Source organism: Kribbella antiqua, assembly GCF_004345665.1.
In the GTDB taxonomy this organism is placed as follows: domain Bacteria; phylum Actinomycetota; class Actinomycetes; order Propionibacteriales; family Kribbellaceae; genus Kribbella; species Kribbella antiqua.
In genome coordinates this window covers 178,673-194,525 of the sequence record NZ_SLWR01000002.1, presented here as the reverse complement: position 1 = coordinate 194,525, position 15,853 = coordinate 178,673, and the positions used below count along the sequence as shown (strand labels likewise).

Annotated in this window: 14 protein-coding genes; 8 read left to right on the top strand and 6 right to left on the bottom strand. The window is 67.5% G+C overall.

Going from position 1 to position 15,853, the window contains the following annotated elements:
• Positions 1-26 precede the first annotated feature (26 nt).
• Positions 27-1,103, top strand: a complete 1,077-nt coding sequence (locus tag EV646_RS06965; protein WP_132145190.1) for a hypothetical protein — start codon at positions 27-29, stop codon at positions 1,101-1,103.
• Here the strand turns inward: EV646_RS06965 and glpK are convergent, their stop codons facing one another.
• From glpK to EV646_RS06940, 5 genes are read right to left on the bottom strand one after another with little or no spacing between them, the layout of a single operon-like run.
• Entirely contained in the window at positions 1,104-2,612 is a 1,509-nt protein-coding gene (glpK, locus tag EV646_RS06960) for a glycerol kinase GlpK (protein WP_132145188.1), read from the bottom strand.
• On the bottom strand, positions 2,612-3,370 hold the full coding sequence (locus tag EV646_RS06955; protein WP_132145186.1) for an IclR family transcriptional regulator: 759 nt from the start codon (positions 3,368-3,370) through the stop codon (positions 2,612-2,614). Before EV646_RS06955 ends, glpK begins: the two co-directional genes overlap by 1 nt.
• 21 nt (positions 3,371-3,391) lie before the next feature.
• Positions 3,392-5,890, bottom strand: coding sequence for an ABC transporter permease (locus EV646_RS06950; RefSeq protein ID WP_132145184.1), 2,499 nt, complete (start codon positions 5,888-5,890; stop codon positions 3,392-3,394).
• Entirely contained in the window at positions 5,890-6,630 is a 741-nt protein-coding gene (locus EV646_RS06945; RefSeq protein ID WP_132145182.1) for an ABC transporter ATP-binding protein, read from the bottom strand. Before EV646_RS06945 ends, EV646_RS06950 begins: the two co-directional genes overlap by 1 nt.
• Before the next feature lie 18 nt (positions 6,631-6,648).
• A complete protein-coding gene (locus EV646_RS06940) occupies positions 6,649-7,536 on the bottom strand; it encodes a RecB family exonuclease (protein ID WP_132145180.1) in 888 nt (295 codons plus the stop codon).
• Between the two features lie 160 nt (positions 7,537-7,696).
• On the opposite strand from EV646_RS06940, the gene EV646_RS06935 reads away from it, so the two are divergent.
• The 4 genes from EV646_RS06935 to arc all read left to right on the top strand — a co-directional run bounded on the left by EV646_RS06935 (position 7,697) and on the right by arc (position 12,562).
• Entirely contained in the window at positions 7,697-8,533 is an 837-nt protein-coding gene (locus tag EV646_RS06935) for an intradiol ring-cleavage dioxygenase (RefSeq protein WP_132145178.1), read from the top strand.
• Between the two features lie 35 nt (positions 8,534-8,568).
• Positions 8,569-9,723, top strand: a complete 1,155-nt coding sequence (locus EV646_RS06930) for a M50 family metallopeptidase (protein ID WP_241995493.1) — start codon at positions 8,569-8,571, stop codon at positions 9,721-9,723.
• 67 nt (positions 9,724-9,790) lie between these two features.
• Positions 9,791-10,729 carry a tRNA (adenine-N1)-methyltransferase gene (locus EV646_RS06925; protein WP_132145176.1) on the top strand — a complete coding sequence of 313 codons (939 nt, stop codon included), beginning with the start codon at positions 9,791-9,793 and terminating at the stop codon, positions 10,727-10,729.
• Between the two features lie 87 nt (positions 10,730-10,816).
• On the top strand, positions 10,817-12,562 hold the full coding sequence (arc, locus tag EV646_RS06920; RefSeq protein ID WP_132145174.1) for a proteasome ATPase: 1,746 nt from the start codon (positions 10,817-10,819) through the stop codon (positions 12,560-12,562).
• Positions 12,563-12,621: 59 nt separating this feature from the next.
• On the opposite strand, the gene EV646_RS06915 is transcribed toward arc, so the two are convergent.
• The gene (locus tag EV646_RS06915) at positions 12,622-13,116 is read right to left on the bottom strand and encodes an NUDIX hydrolase (protein ID WP_132145172.1); all 495 of its coding nucleotides are present in this window, start codon (positions 13,114-13,116) and stop codon (positions 12,622-12,624) included.
• Positions 13,117-13,189: 73 nt separating this feature from the next.
• Between EV646_RS06915 and dop the strand changes: the two genes are divergently transcribed.
• From dop to prcB, 3 genes are read left to right on the top strand one after another with little or no spacing between them, the layout of a single operon-like run.
• Positions 13,190-14,710 carry a depupylase/deamidase Dop gene (dop, locus tag EV646_RS06910; protein WP_132145170.1) on the top strand — a complete coding sequence of 507 codons (1,521 nt, stop codon included), beginning with the start codon at positions 13,190-13,192 and terminating at the stop codon, positions 14,708-14,710.
• A gap of 57 nt (positions 14,711-14,767) precedes the next feature.
• Positions 14,768-14,977 (top strand): ubiquitin-like protein Pup, encoded by a 210-nt coding sequence (locus tag EV646_RS06905; protein WP_132145168.1) that lies wholly within the window; start codon positions 14,768-14,770, stop codon positions 14,975-14,977.
• 8 nt (positions 14,978-14,985) lie between these two features.
• Positions 14,986-15,825: a proteasome subunit beta gene (prcB, locus tag EV646_RS06900; protein ID WP_132145166.1), complete on the top strand. Its 840-nt coding sequence runs from the start codon at positions 14,986-14,988 to the stop codon at positions 15,823-15,825.
• Positions 15,826-15,853 lie beyond the last annotated feature (28 nt).

Sequence of the window (15,853 nt, the reverse complement as noted above, 5' to 3'; positions counted from 1 at the left end):
CGGATGCGGAGAGATCGGGAGACCTGATGTCAGAACTCGGACCGGTGCGACGACTGCTCCGGACACCCGCGCAGCGGGCCGACGACAAGGCTCGGCGGCAGCAGGAGCGCCTCGATCGGCTGCTGGGGGTGGCCGGGCAGATCGCCTCGCGAGTGGTGGAGTTGAGCGGAGCCGAGGATCCGGGGTACGACAACATCCGGGCGAGCGTCTTCACCGCGATCAGGTCGAATTCTCGCGTTGTCTCCACGCCGAACCGCCACATAGCCATGCCGCGGCGCGATTTGGAGCTGCTGGGCGAGCTGACCGCCCGGAGCTCGGGCGAGCAGGATCGGGCGGCGGTCGACGCGCAGCGCGATGCGCTGTTCAGGTTGGTCAGCACGGTTGCGGAGGGAGCGGAAACACCCTTGCGGGACAACGCACCACGCAGCCGGTTGCGATACAGCCGGGAGGACGACAGGCAGCCTGTGTGGGAGTTCCACGAGACGGTCAACCGGATCTGGGTAAATGAAAACTTCGGCCGCCTGGTCAACCGGCTGCAGACCGCGGGGATCGTAGACGACAGGACCGCCAGTGATCTGGACCAGCCTCCGCGCAAGCTGACGGAGAACGAGCAGGTCGTCAACGGTTTCCTCGATCGCATGAGCGAGAAGGCCGGGATGGACTCGGTGGCCTTCGTGGAGATGGTTCACCTCGCACCGAGAAATCAGAAGTCGTGGCAGATTGCCGGCGCGCTGATGAGGAACTCGCCCCTTCGGGAACTTCCGGGGGACAAGGGTCGCGAAGCTCGCGAGAAGCTCAGTACGGCGATCGACAGGCAGGTGCCCAGCCTGCAGTGGCCTGCGGGGCGGAGGCAGCAGGACGTGGGTTACAGTCCGGCGTCTGTAAGCGGACGCGCGACTGAGAGGGTCCTGTCGGCGCTGGCAGAGCTCGAGGAGGATATGGCGCCCGCGGATCCGACGGTGCAGTTGGTTCAGATCTTCGACTACCGGCAAGGCATGGCGAGCCCCGGGAGCGCGTCCACGGCACACGTGAGTGGGGACGGAGCTGCCTCGGGTGCTCACCCGACTGCCAAGAAGGACCGCGGGCCGCAGGGCATCGGGTGATTACTGGTCCGGGCGGATCCAGTTGAAGGTGCGTTGGACCGCGGCTTTCCAGTTGGCGTACTCCGTCTCGCGGCGGGCCGGGTCCATGTGCGGCAGCCATTGGCCGGCGCGGTGCCAGTTGCTGCGGAGTCCTTCAAGGTCGGGCCAGTAGCCGACGGCCAGCCCTGCTGCGTACGCCGCACCGAGTGAGACGGTCTCGGTGACCATCGGGCGTACCACCCGGACGTCGAGGAGATCGGCCAGGAATTGCATCAGCAAATTGTTGGCCGTCATTCCGCCGTCGACCTTCAATGCGGTCAGCGCAATCCCGGAGTCGGCATTCATCGCGTCGACCACCTCGAGCGTCTGGAACCCGGTCGCCTCCAGCACCGCCCGAGCCAAGTGGCCTTTGGTGATGTAGCCAGTCAGGCCGGCGATCACACCACGGGCCTCGCTGCGCCAATGCGGGGCGAACAGGCCGGAGAACGCCGGCACGATGTAGGCGCCACCGTTGTCCTCGACGGTCCGGGCGAGCGTCTCGATCTCGGCGGCGGTGTGGATCAGCCCGAGCCCGTCACGGAACCACTGCACCAGCGAGCCGGTCACCGCCATCGAGCCTTCCAGCGCGTACGACGCAGGCTCGTCGCCGATCTGGTAAGCGACAGTGGTGAGCATCCCGTGCTTCGAGCGAACGATCTCCTGGCCGGTGTGCAGCAGCAGGAACGATCCGGTGCCGTACGTGCACTTCGCCTCACCGGCGCTGAAGCAGGTCTGCCCGAACAGCGCGGCCTGCTGGTCGCCGAGCGCGGCGCCGATGCGTACGCCGGGCAGCACCTCGGTCGCGGTCGCGAACACCCCGGAAGACGGCCGGATCTCGGGCAGCACTGCCCGCGGTACGTCGAACGCCTCCAGCAACTGGTCGTCCCACTCGAGGGTCTCGATGTTCATCAGCATCGTGCGGCTCGCGTTCGTCACGTCAGTGACGTGCAGACCGCCGTTCGCGCCGCCGGTGAAGTTCCAGATCAGCCAGGTCTCCATGGTCCCGAACAGGACCTCGCCGCGTTCGGCCCGCTGACGCAGCCCCGGCGTGTGGTCGAGCATCCAGCGCAGTCGCGGTGCCGAGAAGTACGTCGTCAACGGCAAGCCGCACAGGTCCTGGAACCGATCGGGTCCCTCGTCACCGGCGAGTTCGGTCACCAGCCGGTCCGTCCGGGTGTCCTGCCAGACCACGGCATTGCCGATCGGCCGGCCGGTCGCGCGATCCCAGAGCAAACTGGTCTCCCGCTGATTGGTGATGCCGATGGCAACGATCTGCGACGGCTCCGCGCCGATCTGCCGAACCGCGGCCGGCACCACCCGGGTCACGTTCCGCCAGATCTCTTCCGCGTCGTGCTCCACCCAGCCCGGCCGCGGAAACAGCTGCCGATGCTCGCGCTGCGCCACCGACACCAGCCGTCCCCGCCGGTCGAACAGGATGCACCTGCTGGAGTTGGTCCCCTGGTCCACCGCCGCGACATATCGCTCGGCCATCAGTTGTCCTCCCGGAGGTCACGACCGATGGCCTCGGCGGTGGCCCGAACCATGCTGACCAGGTCGGGGCGATGGCGGAGGCGGCTGTCGCAGATGCGCTCGATCCTTCCGGTCAGGCCGACGGCACCGACGACCAGGCCGCCGAGGCCTCGGATCGGGGCGGCGATGCCGGCGAGTTCTACGGTGTGCTCCTCGAACTCCGCCGCCCATTCGCGAGCGCGGACCGAGGCCAACTCCTCGGCGAGGCGGGTGGGGTCGACGATCGTTCTGGTCGTGAACGCCTCCAGCTTGCGCGGCCGAGCGGCTCCGCTGGTGTCGAACGCCAGGACGGCTTTACCCAACGCGCATGCGTGCGGCGGAAGCGTCGTACCGACGTCGAGGTCTTGGTCGCTGTCGTCCGGCCGGAAAACGTGGTGTACGACGACGACCTTGCCTTCGACCAGGCGGCCGACGCGGACGACTTCGCCGCTGCGGGAGGCGAGCGAGTCGGCCCAGTTGATCGCGCGGCTGCGCAGCTCGTTCGGGTCGAGGTACGACTCGCCGAGCCGGCCGAACGCATCGCTCAGGTGGTAGTGCGCGCCGCTGTGGTCCTGCTCGACGAACCCCACTTGATGCAGCGTCCGCAAGATCCCGTGCACTGTCGTTTTCGCCAGCCCGAGTGCATTTCCGAGGTCGGCGACGCCCAGACCGTCCGGTGCCGCGGCGAGTAGTCGCAGCACAGCGGCAGCCCTCTCGATGGACTGCACAGTGCCCGGCACACCGGCAGGCTACCTGGGGCTCTACTCTGTGGCGATCGCTCGGAGCACATCGAGTCGCGTCGCGCGACGTGACGGCCACACTGCAGCCAGTACACCGACAACCGCAGCAGCCAGTACGGCGACCAGCAGCTGAAGCACCGGGATGTCGATAACACTCAGCCCGTTGTCGACCATCACGGACTGCACGGATGCGGCAAAGAGGACACCGATCGCCAGTCCGAGCAACGCGCCGAGCAGCGAGATCGCGATCGACTCGACCCGCAGCATCCGGCGCAGCTGCGGCCGGTCCATCCCGATCGCCCGGAGCAGGCCGATCTCGCGGGTCCGTTCGACCACGCCGAGGGCCAGCGTGTTCACGATGCCCAGGATCGCGATCAGGATCGCCAGCGCGAGCAGCATGCCGATCACGCCGGACACGACGTTGATCGGCCCACGGGCCTCCTTGGCGTACGCCTGCTGGTCGCGGACCCGGATCGACGGATAGTCCTTCACCGCGCCGAGGATCGCCTGGGCGACCTGCGTCGTTCCTTGGCTGACGTCGACGTACAGCAGTGAATCGGTCGCCTGGCCGCCGATCGCGTCGTACGTCGCCATGGGAAGGACGATCGCGTTGAGCTGGCGGTTCGGGGTGAGGATGCCGGCGACGGTGAGGCGATGTTTGCCGGTGGACGTGGTCAGGTCGAACGTCTTGCCGACGGACAGCTCGAGTGTCTTCGCCAGGTTGCGGGGGAGAAGGACTCCGTTCAGGGAGCCGCTGTCGAGCTTGGCGGTGATCGGGCCGTCGAGGGTGCCGTCGCTGATACCCCTGACCTGGACCGACGTGGTGCCGACCTTGGCTTGCTCCTGGCGGACCCGGTGGACCGACTGGACGCCGGGGACCTTCGTGATCCGGTCGGCGACCTGCGGGCTGAAGCTCGCCGGCCCGTCGGAGCTGACGACGAGTTCGGAGGTGCCGATCGCGTCGGCGATGCCCTTGTCGACCGATGCTTTCGCCGAGGCGGCGATCACGATCAGCCCGCTGATCAGCGCGACCGAGATCATCAGCGCCGACGCGGTGGCCGACGTACGGCGAGGATTGCGCTCGGCGTTGCGGCGCCCCAGAGTCACCGGCGCCTGGCGACCGAACGGCCACATCAACGCGCGTACGGCGTACCGGCTGATGAGCGGGCTGGTCATGACCACGCCGAGCAGGGTGATCGCGGCGGCGAACGCCATCAGGACCGCGCCGGGCAGCCCGCGAGCCTGCAAGGCGATCAGATAGAACAGCACGGCCATCAGCAGCATGAAGGTGCCGATGACGAGACGGGCGAGGAGGGATCGTTCAGGCAGTGTGGCGTCGTCGCGAAGAGCAGCCATCGGTGGGAGCTTGCCGGCGCGACGAGCCGCCGGGAAGGCCGCGGCGACGGTGATACCGATGCCGATGAAGTAGGAGGCGATGACCGTGGCTGGGGTTACTTGGAGCGCGGTGCTGGGGATGGCGACGTCGAGGCTGCGGTAGAAGAGCTGGATGCCGGCTGCCACAGCGATGCCGACCAGGAGGCCGAGGGTGCTACCGAGCGCGCCGATCACGAGCGCCTCGGCGAGAACAGTGCCGGTGATCTGGCCGCGGGAGGCTCCGATCGCGCGGAGCATCGCGAGCTCGCGGGACCGCTGGGCGACCTGCATCGCGAAGGTGTTGACGATCAGGAACGTTCCGACGAAGAGGGCGACGCCGGCGAACAGCATGAGTACGGTGCTGAAGCCGCCGAATGTGTCGTCGAGCGCGTTCTCGCCGTCGGCGGACACCTCGGCGGCCGTGCGGACTTTGACGTCGTTCCCGGCGACCTTGGCGATCTCCTTGCTGACGACACCGGGGTCGGATCCGGCCGTCAGAGCGACTCCGACGGAGGTCCAGCCGGGTTTGCCGAGCAGCACCCGTTGGGCGGTCGCGGGGTCGAACGTGACCAGCGGCGCGCCGGCGGCCTTTCCGGCACTGACTGGGGTGGTGATCGCGGTGAGCTTGGCGCTGACGGCCCGGGTTGCGGTGACCACCTTGACCTGGTCGCCGACGGCGTACCCCTCCCGAGCCGCCGTCGCGGTGTCAAGTGAGAGCTCGTTCGGTCCCCACGGCGGTGTGCCCTCGAGCAGCTTGAACGGCGCAGTCCGAGCGCTGTAAGGCCACGACGCCCCGAACGTGGCGAGCCCGTGAGTGTTGGTCGGCGTGCCGTCCGGACCGAGGATCTGTACGTCGCTGACGAGCAGCTGCGGGTCCGCACTGGCAACCCCTGGTACGGCGGCAACACGGTCGGCCAGCTCGAAGGGGAGCGTCGGCGGCTGTCCGTTGGTGGCGTTGACCGGGTCGACCGGGGTGACGGTGATGTCCGCCGTACTGCCGGCGAAGTTCTTCTTCAGGGCTGCCGACAAGGTGTCGGTGAACACCATCGCGCCGCTGACGAAGGCGATGCCGAGCAGTACGGCGACCGTGCACAGGACGAAGCGCAGCCGGTGCGCGAGGACGGACCGGAGGCCGAGCTTGAACATCAGCCGGCCACAGCCGGGTCGAGTTGTTTCATCGCGTCGAGCACGGTCTCAGCGGTCGGGTCGAGCAGCTCGGACTGGATCCGCCCGTCGGCGAGGAACAGAACGCGGTCCGCGTACGACGCGGCGGTCGGGTCGTGGGTGACCATGACGATGCTCTGGCCGAAGTCGCGGACGGAGGTGTGCAGAAAGGAGAGGACGTCAGCAGAGGAGCGGGAGTCGAGGTTGCCGGTGGGTTCGTCGGCGAACACGACCTCGGGCCGGGAGACGAGCGCGCGGGCACAGGCGACGCGCTGCTGCTGGCCGCCGGACAGCTCGGACGGTTTGTGACCGAGCCGGTCCTGGAGGCCGATGGTTTCGATCACGGTCTCGAGCCAGGCCGGGTCGGGCTTCCGGCTGGCGAGGTCCAGCGGCAGCGTGATGTTCTCCAGCGCTGTGAGGGTCGGCACGAGGTTGAAGGCCTGGAACACGAAGCCGATCCGGTCCCGGCGGAGCTGCGTCAGCTGTTTCTCCGGGAGCCGCGTGAGGTCCACGTCGCCGACGTACACATGGCCTGCCGTTGGCTTGTCGAGCCCGGCCAGGCAGTGCAGGAGGGTCGACTTACCTGACCCGGACGGGCCCATGATCGCGGTGAAGCGGCCCTTGCCGAACTCGGCGTTCACCTCGGCCAGCGCGTCGACCTGCGTCTGCCCGCCGCCGTACGTCTTCCACAGTCCAACAGCCCGCACCGCCGCCACACTCATGCGACGAACCGTATCCGCTCAGCCGTCCACGCCTACGAGGTCGACTCCGGCGGACTCCGCGACGACCTCCTCGACCGTCCGGGATGGCAGGGGTGGGGGAGTGCCGCCCCAGGCGGGGCAGAGGGCTTTGTGGTCGCACCACTCGCAGAGTGGGCCTGGGCTCGGGCGCCAGTCGCCGGATTCGAGCGCGCGGGTGATCGCCATCCAGAGGGCCGAGACCTTGCGTTCGCAGGCGCGCAGGCCGGCCTCGTCGGGGACGTAGCGGACGATCTCGCCGTTGCCGAGATAGACCAGTTGGAGCATCGCCGGGACCACGCCGCGCAGGCGCCAGAGCACGAGCGCGTAGAACTTCATCTGGAACAGCGCCTTGGCCTCGAAGAACTCCGACGGCGACTTCCCCGTCTTGTAGTCGACCACCCGGATCTCGCCGGTCGGCGCGACGTCGAGGCGGTCGACGTATCCGCGTAGTACGAGGCCTGAGTCCAGTTCGGTCTCGACGTACAGCTCCCGCTCGGCGGGCTCCAGGGCGTTCGGGTCCTCGAGCGTGAAGTACTTCCCCAGCAGTTGGTGCGCCTCGGCCAGCCAGCTCGCCAGCTCCTCGCCGGTGGCGTCCTCCGCAAACAGCTCGGCGACCTCGGGCTCCGCGGCCAGCACCTGCTGCCACTGCGGCTCCAGCATTTCTGCCGCATGCTCCAGCGTCCGCTGCCCGCGCGGCAGGTCGAACAGCCGCTCCAGCACGCCGTGCACGACAGTGCCACGGACAGCCGCGGCCGACGGTTTCTCCGGCAGCCGGTCGATCACCCGGAAGCGGTACTTGAGTGGGCAGCTCATGAAATCCGCGGCCCGGGACGGCGACAACGCCCCGCGCGGATGTCCATGGACGTCGACCTCGACTGCAACACTCATGCCAGAACACTAGGCGAGGCCACCGACACTTCGCGTGCACACCACCCCGGACCTGTGGAAAACCCAATCGCCCTTCCCAGGAAACTCCCAGCAGGCTTTCGGCAAACCATCGGGTCCCGTTGTCAGGCTTATGCCAACAGATACCGGCAAGGAGCCTCTGATGACCCCTCCGCAGAAACCACCGCGCGAACACGACCTGGGCCTGGAGTACGACCTCGGCACGCTGCAACGGCGCAGGTTCCTCGGCCTCTTCGCCGGCGTCGGCCTGGCCGCGGTGGCCGGCTGCGCTACCGACGAGACCACCACCGGTACTACGTCGACCACCACGACCTCCAGCACCCCGACGACGAGCGCAACCAGGGGATCTACCGATGTCGACCAGATCCCGCAGGAGACGGGCGGGCCGTATCCGGGTGACGGCTCCAACGGCCCGAACGTGCTGACGGAGTCCGGGATCGTCCGTAGCGACATCACCAAGTCGTTCGGATCCGCGTCCGGCGTCGCCACCGGCGTACCGCTGACGGTCGAGCTCACGATCCTGGATGCCGCCAAGGACACCCCGCTCGCGGGCGCCGCCGTCTATCTCTGGCACTGCGACGCCGAGGGCCGCTACTCGCTGTACTCCGACGGAGTGACGAACGAGAACTACCTCCGCGGCGTTCAGGCGGCGGACTCCTCTGGCAAGGTCAGGTTCACGACGATCTTCCCGGCCGCCTACATGGGCCGCTGGCCGCACATCCACTTCGAGGTCTACTCGAGCCTGTCCGAGGCAACCGCGGCCGGGAAGATCAGCCGTACCTCCCAGCTCGCTCTGCCGAAGGATGTCTGCGACACCGTCTACGCCACCGATGGGTACGACGGCAGCGCGCAGAACATGCAGCAGACCTCGCTGGAGAACGACAACGTGTTCGGCGACGACGACGGCGTACATCAGCTGGCCACCGTCTCCGGAGACGTGAAGAGTGGGTACGCCGCCACTCTTGACGTGGGTGTGTAGCACGCTGTTACCGGCCGACCAGTAGCGTTGGGTCGATGCCAGAACCGCGTGATTCCCAGAGCCCCGCCCAGCCGGCCGGCCCACCGCCGCCCGGTACCTGGGTCCTCGGTCGTGTCCGCGGGATCCGGCTGACCATGCGGTTCACCTGGCTGCCGGTGGCGATGCTGCTCGCGATCGGGTTCGCCACCATCATCGGGCAGCAGTTCCCGGACCTCGGCGGCTGGCGCTACGCGGCCGCGTTCGCGTTCGTCATCGCGTTCACGGTCTCGATCCTGCTGCACGAGCTGGCCCACGCGCTGATGGCCTTGCGGTTCGGCATCGGGGTGACCGAAATCAACCTCGGGTTCTTCGCGGCCGGCACGCATATCGAGGGCGAGCGGAAGTCACCACTCGAGGAATTCGCGGTCTCGGTGGTCGGCCCGATCGCCTCGCTGATCGTCGGCGGGCTCGCCTATCTGGGCTCCCGCGCGTTCGACGAGGGCGTCGGGTACGTCGCTCTGTGGGAGCTCGGCATCGCGAACCTGATCGTCGGCGTCACCAACCTGCTGCCCGGCCTGCCGCTGGACGGCGGTTGGGTGCTGCGGGCAATCGTGTGGAAGCTCACCGGCAACATGCACACCGGCACGATCGTGGCCGCCTGGGCAGGCCGGCTGCTGGCGATCGCGGTGCTGGCGGCTCCCGTCGTACTGGAAGAGGTGTTCGATCGGCAGCCGACGATGATCGACTTCATCATCGCGCTGGCGGTCGGGTTCTTCCTCTGGATGGGATCGACGTCGTCGCTGATGCAGGCCCGGCTGCGGCGCAAGTTGCCGGCTCTCCAAGTCCGCACGCTGTCGCGCCGGGCGATCGCGGTTCACTCCGGTACGCCGATCTCCGAAGCGGTCCGGCTGGCTGGAGAATCCCAGGCCGGGGCGGTCGTGGTGATCGACGGCGAGGGCAAGCCACACGCGCTCGTGTCGGAGTCCGCAGTGGCCGCGGTGGCGCCGAACCAGCGGCCGTGGACCAGCGTCAGCGAGGTCTCCACCCGGATCGGCGCGGGCCACATCATCGGCGTCAACGACACCGGCGAGGAGATCCTGGCCACCCTCCGCGAGCACCCCGCCTCGGAGTACCTGGTGCTCGACGCCGGCGGCTCCGTGTACGGCGTACTCGCGACCGCCGATATCGAACGCGCCTTCCGCTCCCGCTGAACCGGCTGCCGTACGGCGTACGGTGAATTCGGGAATCGGGGTGACGGAAAGTTAAGGTGAGCGCCTTATGGCTGAGCTGCGTGACTTTCCTGACCAGGCGTTCTCCGGGGTCCACCACGGCCCGTTGCAGGCAGGGGAGTGGATCACCCTGCAGGACTCCAAGGGCCGCCGGCACTCGGTGTTCCTGGAGCGCGGGAAGATCTTCCACACCACCAAGGGCGGGATCGCGCACGACGACCTGATCGACGGTCCGGACGCGGTGGTGATCAAGTCGAAGGGCGGCGTCGAATACCTGGCGCTCCGACCCCTGATGGCCGACTACTCGGTTTCCATGCCGCGTGGCGCTGCCGTGATCTACCCGAAGGACACCGCGCAGATCGTCACCATGGCCGACATCTTCCCCGGTGCGAAGGTGGTCGAGGCAGGTGCCGGTTCGGGTGCGCTGACCACTGCGCTGCTGCGGGCGGTCGGCATCCACGGCCAGGTCATTTCGTTCGAGCGTCGCGAGGATTTCGCCGAGGTTGCGCGGAAGAACGTGACCGGCTTCTTCGGCGGTGAGCACCCGGCCTGGCGGCTCGAGGTCGGCGACCTTGTCGAGAAGTTGAACGAGCGAGACGTCGACCGCGTCGTATTGGACATGCTGGCGCCCTGGGAGTGCGTGGACGCTGTTGCGGAGGCCCTGTCGCCCGGAGGGGTGTTCTGCGCGTACGTCGCCACCACGACCCAGCTGAGCCGTGTTGTGGAGACGCTGAGGGCCCATGGTGAGTTCACCGAGCCGCGGGCCTGGGAGTCGCTCGTACGGGACTGGCACGTCGAGGGTCTCGCGGTTCGGCCGGGCCACCGGATGCAGGGCCATACGGCATTTCTGGTGACCGCGCGGCGGATGGCGCACGGCGTCCAGGCACCCCGGAAGAAGCGCCGTCCGGCCCCTGGTGCCTACGGCGACGACTACAGCGGACCTCGACGGGCTGATACCTCGGAAGACATGCCCAAAGCAACCGAATGATCCGCAACCGACACGTGATGGGATTCAGCTTGCCCAGCGAGGTTTTCTGGGTAAGGTCCATAGGGTCGAGCCCCACATGGTGAGGTGATGATCGTGGCTGGAGACGAGAGCCCTACCGCGGCAGAGCTGCGCAACCAGGTCCGTTACCTGGAGGCCGAGGTCGCAGCGTTGCGGCGTCGGCTGCTGGAGCACCCGGCTGACAGCCGGTCGCTCGAGAGCAGACTGTCCGAAACCCAGGCTTCCCTGGCGAGTGTCACCGCTCAGAACGAGCGGCTGGCCGAAACGCTGCGGGAAGCGCGAGAGAAGATCATCGCCCTGAAGGAGGAAGTCGACCGGCTGGCCCAACCGCCGTCCGGTTTCGGTACCTTCCTGGGCCGCAACGACGACGACACGCTGGACGTGTTCACCGGGGGCCGTAAGCTCCGGGTCGCGGCGAGCCCCTCGGTTGACCTGGACGCGCTCAAGCTCGGCCAGGAACTGATGCTGAACGAGGCGCTGAACGTGGTCGAGGCCTGCGACTTCGAGGTCGTCGGCGACGTGGTGATGCTGAAGGAGCTGCTCGCCGACGGCGAGCGGGCGCTGGTGATCGCGCAGGCGGACGAGGAACGGGTGGTGCGGCTCGCGTCGCCGCTGCTCGACATCCCCCTGCGGGCCGGTGACTCGCTGCTGCTGGAGGCGCGGTCCGGATACGTCTACGAGAAGATCCCGAAGTCCGAGGTCGAGGAGCTGATCCTCGAAGAGGTGCCGGACATCGACTACACCCAGATCGGCGGCCTGAGCGGCCAGATCGAGCAGATCCGGGACGCTGTCGAGCTGCCGTACCTGCACAAGGACCTGTTCCTCGAGCACGAGCTCAAGCCACCGAAGGGCGTGTTGCTCTACGGCCCGCCCGGCTGCGGCAAGACGCTGATCGCCAAGGCGGTGGCGAACTCGCTGGCCAAGAAGGTGGCCGAGAAGACCGGGGTGGAGGGGCAGAAATCCTTCTTCCTCAACATCAAGGGTCCGGAGCTGCTGAACAAGTACGTCGGTGAGACCGAGCGGCACATCCGGCTGGTCTTCCAGCGGGCCCGGGAGAAGGCCTCCGAGGGCATGCCGGTGATCGTGTTCTTCGACGAGATGGACTCCCTGTTCCGTACGCGCGGATCAGGCGTCTCGTCGGACGTGGAGAACACCATCGTCCCGCAGCTGCTGAGTGAGATCGACGGTGTCGAGGGTCTGGAGAACGTCCTGGTCATCGGTGCCTCGAACCGTGAGGACATGATCGACCCGGCAATCCTGCGACCCGGCCGGCTGGACGTGAAGATCAAGATCGAGCGGCCCGACGCCGAGGCGGCCCGGGACATCTTCTCGAAGTACCTGACCACCACCCTGCCGCTGCACGCCGACGACCTGAACGAGTTCGGCGGCGACAAGGGCGAGTGCGTGAACGGGATGATCCAGCGGACCGTCGAGCGGATGTACACCGAGGCCGACGAGAACCGGTTCCTCGAGGTCACCTACGCCAACGGCGACAAGGAGGTCCTGTACTTCAAGGACTTCAACTCGGGCGCGATGATCCAGAACATCGTCGACCGGGCCAAGAAGATGGCGATCAAGGCCTTCCTGGACGACAACCAGAAGGGTCTGCGGGTGCAGCACCTGCTGCAGGCGTGCGTGGACGAGTTCAAGGAGAACGAGGACCTGCCGAACACCACGAACCCGGACGACTGGGCCCGGATCTCCGGAAAGAAGGGCGAACGGATCGTCTACATCCGTACCCTCATCTCCGGCAAGCAGGGCACCGAGCCGGGCCGCTCCATCGACACGGCAACCAACACGGGTCAGTACCTGTAACACCCGGCCAACCAACCACCCCCGGACCTTCCCGTCCGGGGGTGGTTGTCGTTCGGGGGCTAGACGAGGCTCCGGACGTACGCGCCCAGCAGGGCGGTCGTGTCGGGGACGAACGGCCAGTCGTCGAGGCGCCGTACGAGCTCTGCAGGGGACATCCAGGCGCCCCAGGAGACCTCCTCGGGCTGGTGCGTCACCGGGCCGTCCCAGACGCAGGTGTAGAGGTAGGCGTGATAGTTCGTGGACTCGTCGGCGTAGTCGCCTTCGGGCAGTTTGACGAGGTCGGCGCCGCTGATCCCGAGCTCCTCGGCCAGCTCCCGTACGACGGCGTCGTACGGGTCCTCGCCGGCGGCTATGACACCACCCGCGGAGAAGTCGTAACACGCCGGGAAGACGTCCTTGGTCGCCGTCCGGCGATGAACGTAGATGTCACCGGCCGGATTCCGGACGAGTACGCCGGTCGCCGCATGCCGCAGGTTGTCCCGGCGCATCACCGACCGTGGCGCCGAGCCGATGACATGGTTGTCTTCGTCCAGGATCGCCACGATTTCGTCCATCAGTGCAGTTTCACACGTAACCCTGTGGACACAGCAACAGCGGTAGTCGGCTTCACCGCGTAGGCTCGTTCGCATGAGTGTTCGGCGGATCATGGGGACCGAGACGGAGTTCGGCATCTCGGTGCCTGGTCAGCCCGGGGCGAACCCGATGCTGACCTCGAGCCAGGTGGTGAACGGCTATGCCCAGACGCAGCCGCTCGCGCGCAAAACCCGGTGGGACTTCGACGAGGAGCACCCACTGCGGGACGCGCGCGGCTTCGATCTGAGCCGGGAGGTGGCCGACTCGAGCCAGCTCACCGACGAGGAGACCGGGCTGGCGAACGTGATCCTGACCAACGGCGCCCGGCTGTATGTCGACCACGCCCACCCGGAGTACTCCGCGCCCGAGACGACCAACCCACGCGACGTGGTGGTCTGGGACAAGGCCGGCGAGCTGGTGATCATGGAGGGCGCCCGCCAGGCCCGGCAGATCCCCGGCGCTCCGCCGCTGAACCTCTACAAGAACAACACCGACAACAAGGGCGCCTCCTACGGCTCGCACGAGAACTATCTGATGCGCCGGTCCACGCCGTTCGCGTCGATCGTGCGGCACCTGACCCCGTTCTTCGTCAGCCGCCAGGTGGTCACCGGCGCCGGCCGGGTCGGCATCGGCCAGGACGGCACCGCGCACGGCTTCCAGATCAGCCAGCGGGCCGACTACTTCGAGGTCGAGGTCGGCCTGGAGACGACGCTGAAACGCCCGATCATCAACACCCGCGACGAGCCGCACGCGAACCCGGACCGCTACCGCCGCCTGCACGTCATCATCGGCGACGCCAACCTGTCCGAGATCTCGACGTACCTCAAGGTCGGTACGACGTCGCTCGTACTGGCGATGATCGAGGACGGCTGGCTGACCGACGACCTGAGCGTGGACCGGCCGGTCACGGCGCTGCACGAGATCAGCCACGACCCGACCTGTACACATCTGATGACGCTGAAGGACGGCCGCAAGCTGACGGCCATCCAGCTGCAAGTGGAGTACCTGGAGCAGGCCCGCAAGTACGTCGAGGACAAGTACGGCGACGACGCGGACCGCCAGACCAAGGACGTGTTGCGCCGCTGGGAGCAGGTGCTCGACCAGCTTGCCACCGACCCGATGAAACTGGCCGACCAGCTCGACTGGGTGGCCAAGCTCAAGCTGCTGCAGTCCTACCGTGACCGCGACGGCCTCCAGTGGGACGACCCCAAGCTGCACCTGATCGACCTGCAGTACGCCGACCTGCGCCCGGACAAGGGTCTTTACTACAAATTGGTCAAGTCCGGCCGGATGCAGCGCCTGGTCAGCGACGAGGAGATCCGGATGGCGGTTTCACATCCGCCGACCGACACCCGCGCGTACTTCCGCGGCCGCTGCATGCAGCAGTACGCGCCGCAGGTGGCGGCCGCGTCCTGGGACTCGGTGATCTTCGATCTGCCCGGCAAGGAGTCGCTCCAGCGGATCCCGACTTTGGACCCGCTGCGGGGCACGAAAGCCCACGTCGGAGCACTTTTGGACCAGTGCGACACCGCGAGTGACCTGGTTCGCACCATTACTGGGGGCGCCGCCGGGTAGGGTCGCTATTGAGGGTCGGTTGGGCGGCCCTCCCAGCGGTTCTAGGAGGTGTGTGTCATGGCGAAGGACGGCGGTCAGCAGCACAAGCAGCCGAAGCGTTCGTCGACCGAGGAAGAGGTCGAGCAGGTCGAGACGTCCGAGGACGTCCAGGAGCGCAAGGAGCGGCTCGACGAGGACGTCGACTCGATCCTGGACGAGATCGACGAGGTGCTCGAGGAGAACGCCGAGGAGTTCGTCCGCGGGTTCGTGCAAAAGGGTGGGGAGTGAACCGCTCGATGACATTCGATGCCTCCGGCCGGTTGCCGGAAGCCTTCCTGACCCCAGGTGGCTCGTCGTTCATGGACTTCCTGGCCGGGCACGCGCCCGACCTGTTGCCGGGACGGCGCAGCCTGGGGTCGGCCGACTTTTCCGCCGACGTCCCGCACGGTACGACGATCGTCGCGGCCACCTTCCCCGGTGGCGTCGTGATGGCCGGCGACCGGCGGGCCACGATGGGCAACATCATCGCCCAGCGTGATATCGAGAAAGTGTTCCCGGCCGACGAGTATTCGGCGGTCGCGTTCGCCGGCTCGGCCGGCTTCGGGATCGAGATGGTCCGGCTGTTCCAGGTGGAGCTGGAGCACTACGAGAAGCTCGAGGGCACCACGCTCAGCCTGGACGGCAAGTCCAACCGGCTGAGTGCGCTGATCCGGGGCAACCTGGCGATGGCGATGCAGGGCCTGGCCGTGGTGCCGCTGTTCGCGGGCTACGACGAGGAGATCAAGGGCGGCCGGATCTTCTCCTACGATCCGACCGGCGGGCGGTACGAGGAGACCCACTTCCACAGCGTCGGCTCGGGTTCGCTGTTCGCCCGCGGCGCGCTGAAGAAGCTCTACCGCGAGGACCTGTCCGCGACCGACTGCGTCACGGTGGTGATCCAGTCCCTGATCGACGCGGCCGACGACGACTCGGCGACCGGCGGGCCGGACATGCTGCGGCGGATCTTCCCGGTGGTCGGCGTGGTCACCGCGGACGGCTACCAGCGGCTGCCCGAGGACGAGGTCGCCGCGATCGTCGACAGCGTGTGGGCCGAACGGCACAACCGCCCCGACGGCCCGGCCTCCACCCTGACCTGATCCCATCGACTGATAGAGGACGACACCT

Excerpts from the sequence above, each read along its gene's own strand:
- EV646_RS06965 (WP_132145190.1), top strand. The coding sequence starts at position 27 with ATGTCAGAACTCGGACCGGTGCGACGACTGCTCCGGACACCCGCGCAG.
- glpK (WP_132145188.1), bottom strand. The coding sequence starts at position 2,612 with ATGGCCGAGCGATATGTCGCGGCGGTGGACCAGGGGACCAACTCCAGC.
- EV646_RS06950 (WP_132145184.1), bottom strand. The coding sequence starts at position 5,890 with ATGTTCAAGCTCGGCCTCCGGTCCGTCCTCGCGCACCGGCTGCGCTTC.
- EV646_RS06945 (WP_132145182.1), bottom strand. The coding sequence starts at position 6,630 with ATGAGTGTGGCGGCGGTGCGGGCTGTTGGACTGTGGAAGACGTACGGC.
- EV646_RS06940 (WP_132145180.1), bottom strand. The coding sequence starts at position 7,536 with ATGAGTGTTGCAGTCGAGGTCGACGTCCATGGACATCCGCGCGGGGCG.
- EV646_RS06935 (WP_132145178.1), top strand. The coding sequence starts at position 7,697 with ATGACCCCTCCGCAGAAACCACCGCGCGAACACGACCTGGGCCTGGAG.
- EV646_RS06930 (WP_241995493.1), top strand. The coding sequence starts at position 8,569 with ATGCCAGAACCGCGTGATTCCCAGAGCCCCGCCCAGCCGGCCGGCCCA.
- EV646_RS06925 (WP_132145176.1), top strand. The coding sequence starts at position 9,791 with ATGGCTGAGCTGCGTGACTTTCCTGACCAGGCGTTCTCCGGGGTCCAC.
- arc (WP_132145174.1), top strand. The coding sequence starts at position 10,817 with ATGATCGTGGCTGGAGACGAGAGCCCTACCGCGGCAGAGCTGCGCAAC.
- EV646_RS06915 (WP_132145172.1), bottom strand. The coding sequence starts at position 13,116 with ATGGACGAAATCGTGGCGATCCTGGACGAAGACAACCATGTCATCGGC.
- dop (WP_132145170.1), top strand. The coding sequence starts at position 13,190 with ATGAGTGTTCGGCGGATCATGGGGACCGAGACGGAGTTCGGCATCTCG.
- EV646_RS06905 (WP_132145168.1), top strand. The coding sequence starts at position 14,768 with ATGGCGAAGGACGGCGGTCAGCAGCACAAGCAGCCGAAGCGTTCGTCG.
- prcB (WP_132145166.1), top strand. The coding sequence starts at position 14,986 with ATGACATTCGATGCCTCCGGCCGGTTGCCGGAAGCCTTCCTGACCCCA.